Below are 13,819 nucleotides of genomic sequence, written 5' to 3' on the forward strand. Positions count from 1 at the left end.
AAGCCGCTGTTTTTGCAGGCTACGCGTGGCGAAATAAATCTATAAAACAAGCAATTAGCGACCCTCGTTGGTTACTTGGACGAACATGGGGCGATACGAGTACAAATTTAAAAATTGAAAAAGAGTTAGTTTTTCATATAGAACATGAATTAAATCAACGTGACCACGATTGGGTAAGCGTTGATAATAATAACGAAATGATGGGGCACGCTGGGGCTATTTTAGATACACCTACAAGCCTTGAAGCTGCAACAGATCCTCGTTCAGATGGACGTGCAACAGTAACTACAGCAGGAACACAATGTCAGAAATAATAAATCAATGGCCAATTATAGTAGCCTTAATAGCAACCGGTATTTTTGCCGGTATTTTAGCAGGACTTTTTGGTGTAGGCGGCGGTATTGTTATCGTCCCTGTGCTGTATTTTTTACTGCAAGGTTTTGGCGTAAGCCCAGAGTCGGCAATGATGATAGCCACCGCTACATCACTTGCAACCATAGTACCTACTTCGCTTTCATCTATTCGCTCGCATCATAGCAAAGGGAATATTGACCTTGCGCTAATAAAATACTGGGCACCATTTATTTTAGTTATGGCCGTTGTAGGCAGCTACTTAGCGCACTCAATACGCGGTAATGCACTGGTACTTATGTTTGCCTGTATTGCTATTTTAGTCAGTTTAAACATGCTATTTAGAGCCGGCGCACCCGCGCTTGTAAAACAACTGCCAGGAAAATTTGGTCAAGGGGTTATGGCAAGTATTGTAGGTGGTTTGTCGGTAATGATTGGCATAGGTGGCGGCACTATTGGCGTACCTATGCTAAACGCATTTAATGTACGCGCCCATGTTGCAGTAGGTACTGCGGCCGTTTTTGGTTTATTGATTGCACTACCAGGCGTTATTACCTTATTAAGTATTAGCACAACGCCAACCGATGCTCCCCTAGGTACGTGGGGGTTGGTTAACCTCCCTGCCTTTTTTCTTATTATTCCGTTGACTATTTTATTTGCGCCTATTGGCGTAAAAATTGGTAGCAAGCTGGATCAAAAACAACTAAAACGCGCCTTTGCCGTTGTCTTAATGATAACCGGCATACGCATGCTTATTCAGACTCTGGGAGCCTAAAATATGTTTAATAACACGCAAGTTCAAACCTTAAACCCACCACAGCGTTTATTAATGGGACCAGGCCCAATTAATGCCGACCCTCGTGTTTTACGTGCTATGTCGGCGCAGCTTATAGGCCAATACGACCCAGTAATGACCGGTTTTATGAACGAAACCATGGCACGTTACCGCGAAATTTTTAAAACCAAAAACGAATGGACCATGCTAATAGATGGCACATCGCGCGCAGGGATTGAAGCCGTATTATGCTCAATTTTACGCCCAGGCGATAAAGTCCTTGTGCCAATTATGGGGCGCTTTGGCCACCTACTTGCTGAAATAGCAGAACGCGTTGGCGCAAAGGTGCACACAATAGAAGTACCGTGGGGCGAAGTGTTTACGCCAGAACAAATCGAAAAAGCCATTGTTGATGTAAAACCCCATGTACTTGCTATGGTACAAGGCGATACATCCACCACCATGAACCAACCTCTTGAGCATATTGGCGATATTTGCCAAAAGCACGATGTACTATTTTATTGTGATGCTACCGCCTCCATTGTGGGTAACGAACTTCCTGCCGATGAATGGAAACTCGATGCACTTTCTGTTGGTCTGCAAAAGTGTTTAGGCGGACCTTCTGGATCAGCGCCATTAACACTGAGCGACAAATGCGCTGATTGGATCCAAAAACGTAAAAAAGTAGAGGCGGGTATTCGTACAGCGGAGCATACCGACGGCACCGAGCCCTTTGTACGCTCAAACTACTTTGATTTAGGTATGATCATGAATTACTGGGGGGAAGAGCGCCTTAATCATCATACCGAAGCCACCAGCATGCTGTATTGCGCCTCAGAATGCGCCCGCATTGTTATTGAAGAAGGCGTGGATAACTGCGTAGCGCGCCACAAATTACATGGCGATGCCATGCTAACAGGCATTCAAGCACTGGGCTTAAATGTATTTGGCGATTTAACGCATAAAATGAACAACGTACTGGGTGTGTATATACCCGAGGGCATTAATGCCGATCACGTACGCGGGCAAATGCTAACCGATTTTGGAATAGAAATTGGCACCTCGTTTGGCCCGCTGCATGGCAAAATTTGGCGTATTGGCACCATGGGTTACAACGCCCGTAAAGATGCCGTATTACAAACATTGGCAAGCCTAGATGCCTGCTTACATGCCAACGGTTACAAAGGCCCTAAAGGCGAAGCCGCCATTGCCGCCCTTGCTCACTATAAATAAAAAAAGGATTTAGCATGACGATTGTAAGCCCACAACACAGCCCTTTATTAGACAAAGAACTTGCTGATGAATACGCAACACGCGCTTTATCTCGCTGTAAAACCCTCAGCGCACTATCGCAAATGCAAGGCGGTATTCACCGCGTGTACTTATCAAAAGAGCACAAAGAGTGTAACGCCGTTACTGCATCGTGGATGGTTGAGGCAGGCATGCAATCGTGGCAAGACGAAGTGGGCAACCTTTGGGGGCGACTAAAATCATCAAACCCACATGCTAAACGTTTAATTATAGGATCGCACCTCGACACCGTACCAAACGCAGGTGCGTTTGATGGTATTTTAGGTGTACTACTGGGGATAGAAATTGCAGCGCTTGCACATAAGTTAAAGCTCGACCTGCCCTTCCATTTAGATGTAGTGGGCTTTTGCGATGAAGAAGGCACCCGCTTTGCCACAACTTTAATTGGCTCAAAAGCCCTCGCTAACGAATTTGACCCACAGTGGCTAAACATTGAAGACACAAACGGCATAACTATGCGCCAAGGCATGCTCGACTTTGGTTTAAACCCCAACGACTATGCAAAGGCCGCACTAAACAAAAACGAATTACTAGGTTACTGGGAAACTCATATTGAACAAGGTCCTGTACTCGAATCGGTTAATCAGGCGTTAGGCGTTGTAACTGCAATCGCAGGAGCAAAGCGCGCCATGCTTACCCTAACAGGCCAAAGCGGTCATGCGGGTACAACCCCAATGAACTTGAGGCAGGATTCACTAGCAGGCTGCGCTGAATTAGTAACCGAAATTGAAAAACTAGCAAGTAATGCTAAAAATGGCGAAGTTGCCACCGTAGGGCAAATACAGTCTCGCCCTGGGGCTACAAACGTGATTGCAGGCAAAACAACCATAAGCCTAGACGCACGCGCACAAAGCGACACCGATCTCGCTAACTTACTAAGCGTCATACAAAACAGCGCTCAATCTATAGCAAGCAAACGCAATTTAACGCTTGATTGGCAATGGACGCATGCCGCCGATGCCGTTGCGTGCGACACCACTATTCAGCATTTGTTTTCAAGCGCATGTAAACTCAATAACCAAGCATCGCCTTCACTTGCCTCAGGCGCAGGGCACGATGCAATGGCAATCGCTCCAATTTGCCCCGTTGGCATGTTGTTTATACGCAGCCCTGGCGGTATAAGCCATCACCCAGCAGAAGCGGTTATAGACGGCGATGTAACAAAGGCACTCAGTGTAATGTACAGCGCGCTTTTACTTTATGTGAAAGAGTGTGAGTGATTTAAGGTAATCGAGTAAACCAAGTATATTAACTTGGTATGCTTAGGGGCTTAAACCTCCTCAAAGTCATTTGGAGGTTATTACTGAAGGCAGGTAAATGCAGGAATATACGTTATTTAAAGTAGCTTTATCGGGCTGCCCTTTGCTCTTTTAGGCTAAGGCGTTTATGTGAGCTATATACATGTTGAATGTTTGTACCATTAACCAAATATGCATCCATTTCGACGGTAATTAAACCCGATAATGGCTTGATTTCTAGAACACCCAACTCACCTAAATTTGCAGATAGTAAAGTATTATTTCTAATAGCTAACAAAGTTTTGTCAGTATCTCGTAAGTCACCATTCACATATAATTTAGCACCACTAAACCAAGTGTTAATTATTTTAACTTTGATTGACTTAACAGTAAATTCAAAGGATTTTCTCATCAGATCTCCATACCCAGAAATGTAATTATTATACTTTATGTTTTTATGTGTTTGGCGAACAAGCACTTTCTTTTAATACCCGTTTAGTCAATGCTGGGTAATTTTTTAGTGCAGCCAAAGGGCGAATTGGCCGCTGAACCAAATTACCTGAGCAGTTTGGGCACACGTTATTTAATAACGTTTGAGCACAGCCAGAACAAAATGTGCATTCAAATGAACAAATAAAAGCCTCTGTGGACTTTGCAGGTAGATTCTTATCACAACATTCACAATTAGGTCTTAAATCTAGCATTTAGCGCTCCCTTTTATCCACCCAATGCTGAGTAAATATCTATTACCTTTTATAACTTTTGATACCTGATGCTCACTTACATCAGGGCGGAATAGCTTAACCCGCTTTGTTTCAAATATCGAATTACTACAAATAAACTCACCACCCAAATCTGCTTTTTTAAGCACTATATTCAACCGATAGTGTTTACCAGATTCAACTTTGTCTGTGTGTGGTGCTATTTCACTTCCTTGTGGGAATTTAAGCAAATATGTATCAAATTTAATTGGCCACGTAGCACCACAAATCAACATTTTATCGTAGCCTGATTTTTGTCGGCCTCGCTCCCAACAAAATAATTTACTCAAAAAAAACATACAATCCCTCGAAACAGCTAATAAGCTGCAGGTTAACTCGTTTTTTTATATTTATTGATAAACAAACCATAGCCGAGTTCATATTTTGATTCAATCGATTACTGTATTTTACGTGGGATATAAAAGGGAGTTTTAATGGTGTTTTGATTGGCGTTTTAATAGACATTATGGTGGCTATAATTGACAGAAAATCAAAATATAGCCACCCGTTTTACTTTAATGCTTATTTAAGGTCTTATTTAATCGTTACCTTTGCATCACTTACCCATGTTTCAGTTATAGCTTCATCATTTTTATCAACTAAATACGCGCGTATGTTCACCGGATTGTTGTTAGCTTGTTTGTAGTCAAACGCTAATCGCCATTGGTTTGTACCAACTACCGGATAAACTCCAATAGGTTCTAATATTTCACCGTTGCTGGCTTCAACAATCGGCTTTATACCACTTTTGTTATCTAAGCCTTTAAATACTGGACCTTCAAAATCAATCACCATCTTGTTAACGCCTTCAGGAATAGGCTGGCCGGGAATTCCGCCTAAGCCTTGGCGAGTATTTACAACGCTTGCAAGCGTTTTTGATTTTGGATCGAGTGGACGCCATTCAATATCATAAGAAAAGGTAAACTCGTCGCCTTTGCGCGCCTCTTTTTCGGGCACCCAGTAGGCAACAATATTGTCGAACGTTTCATCTTTTGTAGGAATTTCGATTAACTGAACTGCGCCTTTGCCCCAATCGCCAGTAGGTTTAATCCACGCTGATGAACGCTTATTGTAAAATACGCCGTCGTCTTGGTAGTTATTAAAGTCACGATCTCTTTGGATTAAACCAAACCCTTTTGGGTTCTCATCAATAAAGCTATTGGTTGACACCGACTGAGGATTATTTAATGGGCGCCAAACGTATTGACCCGATCCTGTGTGAATCGCAAGGCCATCGCTATCGTGAATTTCTGGGCGCCAATCTTTAGCTTCTGTTTTATCTTTTTGTGAGTACCAATACATACTGGTTAACGGTGCTACGCCTAAGCGTTCAACATCGGCGCGCATATACAAATTAGCCGTTACAGAGGTAATATGGCCTTTGGCTTCTTTGTTATCTTTACTTAAACCAAATCGATAAGCACCAGTGATAGAAGGCCCTTCAAGCAATGCCCAAACAGACACACTTTCACCTTTTTTCTCTGCGGGGCCAATCCAAAATGCAGAAAAACGCGGAAATTCTTCTGGCTGATTCATGCCCGTATTAATCGCGATACCTCGGGCCGAGAGTCCATATTGCCCCTCTGGGCCGTCGGTACGAAAATAAGACGCGCCTAAAAAAGATATCCAATCGGGTTTCATATCTGGGCGCATTATTCTAAAGCCTGCAAATCCAAACCCTTCTGGGAGATCGTGAGCTGGGCTATTATCGGGCATATCAAAAACGTCATTACTAAAAGGTACATTTTGAACCTGATTTTTATCATCTCTGATGTAAATACTTACTGGCTCAGGAAAATATCGGCCAGGGTAAAATAATTGTACGGGCGCCTTTTTTCCACTTGGGTATAAGGTTTCATCTTCTTTAAAGCGTATTTTCCAGTGTTCGTCATACGTAATTTTATCGATTAACTCCGGCGCTGGCACCTTAGTTGGCGTATAGGGCTTTTCGGCTGAGGCTTTTGCCAGCGCTTTTAAGTCTTCGAATGAAAACTCCGTTTTATCTACTGCTTCTGTCGCGTAAGACGACATCGAAGTGCTAAAAATAATTGCGATAAATAACTTTAACTTCATAAAAAGAATATCCAATAAATTGAGTCAAATAAAAATGGGAATGCTGCACGAGCGTATGTTTAACTTAAAGTTCTGTATGGATATTACGTGACGTAATATGAACTAGCGTTTACTAAAGTATCGTTATTTGACTACAGAACCTCCCATAATTAATTTGTTTTTACGAGAATTGGTTTTAAGGGATTCGCGCGCGTTTGATGATATCGCTGAAGTGAAAATAAGTGGGATAGCCCAATTTATTATTAGATCGCTGGTATTCAAATGGATAAGGGTTGTATTTAGGTGGTGGAAAACGAAGAGGCTCACCCCTTTTAAAACTTGCAATTAATGGCTGAGTTTTATTTGGCCCTCACTTCAGGGCATGTTTTTATGTTTTTGAAGTTAATTTTTCAATAGCATCTTTAGCTTCTTTCAAACTTACACCATGAACAGATCTATAATATTTTATTGCTCTAACTTTATGACCTGATTTTAAAGCAACAATAACATCACCTTCGGTTACGCTGCCATGCTTAGGTATTGAGTTACCAAATATTAATATAAATAAAACTGCAATAACCGCTAAAACACCCCAAATATATTCAATTTCCATAAATATCCTCGATGTTCGAAAAATAATGAGCCTGTAGGTTAACTCGTTTTTTATTTATTTTTATTGATAAACAAACCATAGCTGAGTTCCTCTTTTGTTTGTAATAATGTTCACCAAGAGCAAAATGTATTTTTATTTTATCTTATTTTAATTATTCTTATTGGCTACTGGTTAAATAGCCTTTCGCATTTTATTTAATAACTCGTAGCATGCTTTATACAACAGTATTTCCATGTCTTCGTTATGGTACAAAGGACCCCAACGAAAAAAGCCTCTTAAGCTAAATTTTTTAGCTATGAATTCGCGCCACGTAACAGATTTAGAAACGCTGAACGTTTTAATCGTCTTATTGTGTTTAATATTATACAAGCGCGATACTAACTTAACTTTTGGTCGCCAAAATAGCGGAATAATAGCTGTATCAAAATCTATAGTGAATGCATCACCACCATGCAAAGTAACTATAACAACATCTAAACCAATATCTGACTTTTTAGGCTCTTTAATAGACGAAATACTGTGAAGACAAAAAATATCTTCAAGCTTCTTGTGCATATGATCTTGTAGTGAATCGCCCGTTATATAAAAAAACGACTCTACCTTAGAAAAATGGCTGTTATTAGCTACAGCTAACGATCCCAAATAAACATTTGGCTTTTCAGAGCTAAACCAATCGAATAGCAAATTTAAATTCCTTTTTTACTTATGCCGAATAAATAGGCCGTAAGGTTGTTATCTAAGGTTAGGGCGAAAAAGCAAAAACCAGCTGTTTTTGCTCTGCTTTACGATTTGTTTATTTACGCTCAACTATTTTCGACGTAATTGAATACCAAGTAATGTACCTAATAAAACAGCAATAACATGCAGCAAAGCTGAAATTAAATATATCAGAGGATCCATTGATATTTCTAATAAAATGTATAGTAAGGCACCGACACTTAGATCAATAAACCAATAAACCGCCGCAACTAAAAAGGCTTGTTTATACGGACTCACTGTTTGCTTATAGCCTAGGTAACAATAAACGATTAAAGAGGTTACAAATCCGAGGACGTAATAAGTAAAAGTTAATGAGGTACTTTGAGTCATTTCATCAAAGCCAACAATCTTTGTTGCTATTGTTGATAAAGCAACTGGCAATAAATACAAGCCTACTGAAAAGAGTACAATCCTAGAGCATTTCACGATAATCCTTTAGCAATACAACGAGGCTGTAGAATAACTTCTATAGCCAAATTCAATTAATTAGTTTCTTTAATTAACTCTAAGCATTTTAAAGCAATGTGTAATAAATGTATTACCCATTAAACAGGCTGTTTTCATAAAAAGAGTAATTCTACAATCTCAACGCCTCAATTAAACAGCGTAAAATAGCTGGTTACAATAAGCTAGGTACGAACAAAAAACTAACTATTAGAAGTCCGTTTAAGCAACTATTAGAGTTCAGTAGCTTGTACATATTTACAGCACTCTCTTAACAAGGTCTCTGCGGCCTCTTTGTTAGACTGATCATGTTTACTCGAACCTAGTTCAACACCCATTGCCGTATAAACACTGCTATTTAATTGTAAATATTTAGTTTGATTAGGTGCAATTATTAGCTGTTTTGTATTACTCCACACTCCTGTGAGTGGGCTCCAGCTAATTTTTAAATCGTAATTACCCGCAGGTAATTTTATGTAAGAGAAAGTATTGTTTGGTAGTGCTACAATTTTTTTATCATTTATACTTACACGCATATCTGATGCCGCTGGTGGGGTTAACAACCTATGGAATACTAAAACACTTTGCTCTTCATTTGGTTGAGGTAGCTGTACCTGGTCAAAAGTTAAAGCATCTCTTGGGGCTGAAGCACAACCACTTAAAAATAATAGTAAGAAAAAATATATATAACGCATAAACACCTATCAGATTTGAATTATAACGAGCCTGTAGATTAACTCGTTTTTTATTTTTTTTGATAAACAAACCATAGCTGAGTTCCTATTTTGGTTCAATCGTTATTGCATTTCACGTGGAATATAAAAAGAGGACTAGGTGTTGTTTTAATTGACGTTTTGGAAGGTATTACTGGAAATTTAGTATGCTAACTGTTTGTTATTATCCTAACTTGCCGTATTTCAGAGTACTCGGACTGAATTAACCCAAAGCATTTAAGATCGTGAAACTGATTTTTCCAGTAACCACTTTGACGCCTTATACCTTCCTCTTTGAACCCAACTTTTAAAAGGAGTGACTCAGATGCAGAGTTTCCAAGAACAGTATCGCCTTGAATACGATTAAGTTTACCGCAAGATAAGTCACCTGAAAATGCGGCTTTAACTATTCGATGAACTGCTTCAGTGGAAAAACCCTTACCCCAATATTTAGGTAGTAAATCATATCCAATAACAGCATTTTTCATTTTAGGACTCCAAGTATTAAAGCCGCAAGTACCTATAAGTTGATCTGTTTCTTTTAGGCGAATAGCCCAACGAATACCTGAGTTTTCTTTAAAACGAGCGTTAAAAAACTCAATTAAATGGCTGGCTTGTGACAGTTCAGTAAACGCCTCTAAATCATAATATTCTACAACTGAATTGTCCGAGAACAACTCAAACAAACTATTTGAATCTTCTTTTGATAATTGATCTAACCTTAAGCGATTTGTCTCTAAAGTTGGAAATGACAACCTAAATCCTCCGTGAAATATAACAAGCCTGTAGATTAACTCGTTTTTTAATTTTTTATTGATAAACAAACCATAGCTGAGTTCCTATTTTGGTTCAATCGGTTACTTCACTTCACGTGGAATATAATAAGAGGACTAGGTGTTGTTTTAATTGATGTTTTGGAGGGTATTACTGGATAATTTAGTGTGAGTGTCTTTTTACTCTTTCTTTCATTTCAGCTCAGCTTTTTGCGTGATTTATTTTTATAAAACCCACTTAACCCGCTGCTTTAATTTATTATTTATGTAAAAGCTAGAATGAATCTCATCCTAACTCTTTAGCTTTTGTTTAACTCTATTTTTGAAACGTAAAATACAATACCAGCAACAAGGCCTACTATAGAAAATAAAAATAATTGTAAAAAGCTATATCCATAACCTATTAACGTAATTGAACCATTTTCGACCAATACCTTACCATTAATGATTGAGCTATCTAAACCTGAAGGGAAAACAAAAAAGAAAGAAACTAAGCAAGTAGATATAACTGAAGATTTGAGCACTGTATTTAGCGAATAACCACAGCTTTTAGTGATAAATTTATAAATGGGAAATGCTGTTACTGGAACCAAAATTAGAACAACTATTAACGTCCAAATAAATATACCAAAAGGCATAATAGTAAATTTCCTTTCAATTGCCATTGGCGCTAAAAATGCAACAATTAAAGAGGCTAAAATAAAGCTAAATATTGTTCTCAACTCGAAACCTTCTTAGAAAGCTAACGCCTACCATAACCGATTTGTGGCGCTCTTGCACAAATCCGGTTAATGGCTTTGTTATGTGAGGTCACCGTCAAGTCCAAATTTTTCCCTGTTCAAAACTAGCGCTGCCAGCACAGTTACTCCTAACACTGTACCAACAGGGAACATGAAGAGTAACAATGTTGAATATATTATTAGTGCCCAAAAAAGCCACTTAGTTCGATAGTTTAAGCCCACAACGGAAAATGTTAAAAAGCAAAGTGCAACTAAAAATAAGATGAACCCTGTTACTGTAGACAAAGCTGTTGATGACATTTCTTCTTGTGATATTTTAGGTTCATTACTTCCAAACAGCGTTATCTCTTGAAATGAAGAGGACATAATTAAATACGAATCAACAATTCCCCAAAGAGGTGCCCAGAAAAGCAATAATCCCAGAACTGCGACGTATTTCCCTATAGTTTCCTTGTTCATCATCTCTCCTCACGTAGTTATATAAAGAGCCTGTTAACAGGCAGAAAATAGTTAGTTAAATTAGCAACAAAGGAACAAAGCCAACTATTTTTATCCTTGTTTAACAGCCTGTTATGCATTGTTTACACTACAGTCAATTGTTGCGTTAATCTTTGGTGGGTAGACAGAACCAAACTGACTATGCGAGCCATAAGTACCCATTTTATATTTTTTTACGTATATATCACTAGATTTGCATAACTCTTTTCCTTTGAGCTCTACCAATTCGACCATATCTGTTTCATTAAGATCGGTATGACCAAGAACCTCAATTGAATACGTCCCATCAGAGTTTTTGCTTACATCGCTATATTGGACTATGACACCTTTATAAGTTTTCATACCAACACAACCAGAGATTATTAATATGATTAAAGGTAGATACTTTTTCATGCTTATCCTTAAACACCTAACAGCTTATTGAGCACCACTTTGGGGATTTATAGCACCCCAAAACGGCGTATATTACAGTGTTCAATAATTCCACTAAACAACTTCAGTGTAAACAAGTAATTAAATATGTTACAAAAAACCCTTTGTAATTTTTCACCAAAACGGTGTTTAATAATGTTATTGGACAAAACAAAAATAGAGCTTTATTTATGATAAAAACGAATGAGTGAGGCATTTACTTTACTTCAAAATTCACATGGTCAAAGTATGGGTTTTTCTCATGCGCTTTAAGTACGCTGATTGTAGTTAGCACAATGAGTTTCAACTCGCTATTTACATTAACAACTATGCATTCGTCTCTATTAGCATTGCGTTTTGTGTCAGTTGCTATCCCGCATACACCATCACCATTTTTTAATATAAGCTTAATGCTTAAATGGTGCATACAAGCAATTTCGATGTAGTCGTATTGGTTGCAACTGATCATAACGCTCTCTTTATTTAGTCGGCTTAAAAATCATTAAAAAAGCAATAACAACAAGGTTGCCTATATACCACAAATCTTTAATTACAAATTGCCCTAAACGATCCAATAAAGTGGATGAACTAAATGCACCGGTTGCGGTAATTAAGAATGTTTGGGTCATCATAAATACGCTTAAACACGCTAAGCCACTTACAATAATTAGCTTTTTATTATTTAAAAATAGCCCTAATCCCAATAACACAGCAAATAATACATCAAACCCGCCAATCACGTTAGACGCGCCTTGTACGCTAAATACCGTGTATAACCACGACATAAACGGTGAGGTTTCTACTAAACTTACAATGCCTTTTGCTTCAAACTCATAAAACTTCATGCCGCCAATCCATAATAAAACCATAGCAACAGGTATAAAGTTTAATAGTACGTGTTGTTTGTCGGTAAGTTTGTCTTTATAAAACAAAAACAAATACAAAGGCACTACAGCGAAGTATTTAATTATGCCCTGCCCGCTACCAATGATTGGAAAGCCACCAAGTTGCGCCATCCAACGGTTACTGGCAAACAAGGTAAGTAATGCTACTAAACTTATAATTGCTGCAAGTAAAAGTGCTGGTGTAGGTTTCATTAGTTTAAGGCGAGCGAGCACGGTGGCAAACGCTAAGGCAATCATAAATGAGCCACTAATTAAACCTAACGCAGATACAGACATTAGCGAATCAACGCCATAATAACTAAACGTAGCCGTTAACGTATTAGGGTTTGCTCCTAACGCAAACGACAAGCCAAGTAGTAAAAAGCTACTCGTTAATAAAAAAGTAATCACGTTATTGGTTAGTTTTAAGTTCATTGTATTTCCAAGTATTCGTTGAGGTTTATAAAGACCTTACGAACCTATAAAACAATTCAAGCTAACTCTTAAAAATCAGAGTTAATTAAGCACACTGTAAGCTCTTATCGGGTAATGTAATCAATCACTTTAGTTTATAGTTTATTTCCTCTTTATTAATAAAATTAAATAAGTCTAATATTCATATGATGTGCGTCATCTTTTTTATTATTAAATGAAGTAGAATAACGTCGCCTTTTCAATAAACAGAATGCATGCATTTCTAAAACTTAGGGACATTTTTAATGAAGGGTACTGATATTCGAGTTACCTCTGGACTGATTTCTATAGCCATTGTTTTACTACTTTGGTTTGCTGTACCGCCTCCGCAAGGTGTTACCGAAAACGCATGGCATTTGCTCGCTTTATTTATTGGTACTGTAGTTGCCATTATTGGTAAAGCAATGCCTATCGGCGCCATTGCTATTTTAGCTATTACTTCTGTTGCGTTAACCGGCGTAACTAATGACAGCCCATCTGGCGCTATTAAAGATGCATTAAGTGGCTTTTCTAACTCATTAATTTGGTTGATTGGTATTGCTATTATTATTTCTCGGGGTTTAGCTAAAACCGGTTTGGGAAATCGTATTGGCTATAATTTTATTTCTTTTTTTGGTAAAAAAACTATTGGTATTGGCTATGCCCTCGCGCTGTCTGAACTTGTTATAGCGCCTGTGACGCCAAGTAATACCGCGCGAGGCGGCGCTATTATTCACCCAATTATGAAGTCGATAGCAACAAGCTTTGGCTCGTCTCCTGAGGAAGGCACCTCTCGTAAAATTGGGCACTACCTTGCTTTAGTTAGCTACCATATAAACCCTATTACATCAGCTATGTTTATTACCGCCACGGCTCCTAACCCTCTAATTGTAAAGCTTATTGCAGATGCTACTGGTGCAAATATTAGTATTACTTGGGGTACGTGGGCGCTGGCAGCGCTTGTTCCTGGTTTGCTATGTATTGCCCTTGTGCCTTTGGTTGTTTATGCCATTTACCCACCTGAAGTTAAAAGTACGCCCGAC

19 protein-coding genes are annotated in these 13,819 nt (G+C 38.7%); 5 read left to right on the forward strand and 14 right to left on the reverse strand.

The annotated features are described in order from the left end of the window. The 4 genes from L652_RS0104275 to L652_RS0104290 all read left to right on the forward strand — a co-directional run. On the forward strand, nucleotides 1-314 hold a 314-nt coding region (locus L652_RS0104275; RefSeq protein ID WP_029753256.1), incomplete at its 5' end, for a gamma-glutamyltransferase. After that, entirely contained in the window at nucleotides 302-1,126 is an 825-nt protein-coding gene (locus L652_RS0104280) for a sulfite exporter TauE/SafE family protein (RefSeq protein ID WP_024596151.1), read from the forward strand. The genes L652_RS0104275 and L652_RS0104280, both read left to right, overlap by 13 nt. 3 nt (nucleotides 1,127-1,129) lie before the next feature. Beyond that, the gene (locus tag L652_RS0104285; protein ID WP_024596152.1) at nucleotides 1,130-2,359 is read left to right on the forward strand and encodes an alanine--glyoxylate aminotransferase family protein; all 1,230 of its coding nucleotides are present in this window, start codon (nucleotides 1,130-1,132) and stop codon (nucleotides 2,357-2,359) included. 14 nt (nucleotides 2,360-2,373) lie between these two features. Further along, a complete protein-coding gene (locus tag L652_RS0104290; protein WP_024596153.1) occupies nucleotides 2,374-3,657 on the forward strand; it encodes an allantoate amidohydrolase in 1,284 nt (427 codons plus the stop codon). Nucleotides 3,658-3,784: 127 nt separating this feature from the next. On the opposite strand, the gene L652_RS0104295 is transcribed toward L652_RS0104290, so the two are convergent. From L652_RS0104295 to L652_RS0104360, 14 genes are all read right to left on the reverse strand, one after another. After that, nucleotides 3,785-4,087 carry a hypothetical protein gene (locus L652_RS0104295; protein ID WP_024596154.1) on the reverse strand — a complete coding sequence of 101 codons (303 nt, stop codon included), beginning with the start codon at nucleotides 4,085-4,087 and terminating at the stop codon, nucleotides 3,785-3,787. A gap of 43 nt (nucleotides 4,088-4,130) precedes the next feature. Next, complete coding sequence (locus tag L652_RS1000000124480) at nucleotides 4,131-4,379, reverse strand: DUF1272 domain-containing protein (RefSeq protein ID WP_076914914.1); 249 nt, start codon at nucleotides 4,377-4,379, stop codon at nucleotides 4,131-4,133. Then, nucleotides 4,373-4,735 carry a 2OG-Fe(II) oxygenase gene (locus L652_RS0104305; RefSeq protein WP_024596155.1) on the reverse strand — a complete coding sequence of 121 codons (363 nt, stop codon included), beginning with the start codon at nucleotides 4,733-4,735 and terminating at the stop codon, nucleotides 4,373-4,375. Before L652_RS0104305 ends, L652_RS1000000124480 begins: the two co-directional genes overlap by 7 nt. Before the next feature lie 235 nt (nucleotides 4,736-4,970). Beyond that, on the reverse strand, nucleotides 4,971-6,509 hold the full coding sequence (locus L652_RS0104310) for a glucan biosynthesis protein (RefSeq protein ID WP_024596156.1): 1,539 nt from the start codon (nucleotides 6,507-6,509) through the stop codon (nucleotides 4,971-4,973). A 367-nt stretch (nucleotides 6,510-6,876) separates the two neighbouring features. Beyond that, on the reverse strand, nucleotides 6,877-7,101 hold the full coding sequence (locus tag L652_RS0104315; RefSeq protein ID WP_007378552.1) for a ribosomal protein L7/L12: 225 nt from the start codon (nucleotides 7,099-7,101) through the stop codon (nucleotides 6,877-6,879). A 171-nt stretch (nucleotides 7,102-7,272) separates the two neighbouring features. Beyond that, the gene (locus L652_RS0104320; RefSeq protein WP_024596157.1) at nucleotides 7,273-7,785 is read right to left on the reverse strand and encodes a hypothetical protein; all 513 of its coding nucleotides are present in this window, start codon (nucleotides 7,783-7,785) and stop codon (nucleotides 7,273-7,275) included. Nucleotides 7,786-7,908: 123 nt separating this feature from the next. Beyond that, entirely contained in the window at nucleotides 7,909-8,241 is a 333-nt protein-coding gene (locus tag L652_RS0104325; RefSeq protein WP_029753257.1) for a hypothetical protein, read from the reverse strand. Between the two features lie 296 nt (nucleotides 8,242-8,537). After that, nucleotides 8,538-8,999, reverse strand: coding sequence for a DUF2846 domain-containing protein (locus L652_RS0104330; RefSeq protein ID WP_024596158.1), 462 nt, complete (start codon nucleotides 8,997-8,999; stop codon nucleotides 8,538-8,540). A 188-nt stretch (nucleotides 9,000-9,187) separates the two neighbouring features. After that, a complete protein-coding gene (locus L652_RS0104335; RefSeq protein WP_024596159.1) occupies nucleotides 9,188-9,772 on the reverse strand; it encodes a GNAT family protein in 585 nt (194 codons plus the stop codon). Between the two features lie 317 nt (nucleotides 9,773-10,089). Further along, complete coding sequence (locus L652_RS0104340; protein WP_024596160.1) at nucleotides 10,090-10,512, reverse strand: hypothetical protein; 423 nt, start codon at nucleotides 10,510-10,512, stop codon at nucleotides 10,090-10,092. A gap of 78 nt (nucleotides 10,513-10,590) precedes the next feature. Beyond that, complete coding sequence (locus L652_RS0104345) at nucleotides 10,591-10,989, reverse strand: hypothetical protein (protein WP_024593234.1); 399 nt, start codon at nucleotides 10,987-10,989, stop codon at nucleotides 10,591-10,593. 111 nt (nucleotides 10,990-11,100) lie between these two features. Further along, entirely contained in the window at nucleotides 11,101-11,421 is a 321-nt protein-coding gene (locus L652_RS0104350; protein WP_024596161.1) for a hypothetical protein, read from the reverse strand. Between the two features lie 235 nt (nucleotides 11,422-11,656). Further along, on the reverse strand, nucleotides 11,657-11,908 hold the full coding sequence (locus L652_RS0104355; protein WP_024596162.1) for a Rho-binding antiterminator: 252 nt from the start codon (nucleotides 11,906-11,908) through the stop codon (nucleotides 11,657-11,659). Nucleotides 11,909-11,918: 10 nt separating this feature from the next. Next, on the reverse strand, nucleotides 11,919-12,758 hold the full coding sequence (locus tag L652_RS0104360; protein WP_024596163.1) for a DUF417 family protein: 840 nt from the start codon (nucleotides 12,756-12,758) through the stop codon (nucleotides 11,919-11,921). Nucleotides 12,759-13,042: 284 nt separating this feature from the next. Between L652_RS0104360 and L652_RS0104365 the strand changes: the two genes are divergently transcribed. After that, the coding region (locus tag L652_RS0104365) for a DASS family sodium-coupled anion symporter (RefSeq protein ID WP_024596164.1) at nucleotides 13,043-13,819 on the forward strand (777 nt) is incomplete at its 3' end.

Origin of the sequence: Pseudoalteromonas sp. TB25 (genome assembly GCF_000497995.1) — a bacterium.
In the GTDB taxonomy this organism is placed as follows: domain Bacteria; phylum Pseudomonadota; class Gammaproteobacteria; order Enterobacterales; family Alteromonadaceae; genus Pseudoalteromonas; species Pseudoalteromonas distincta.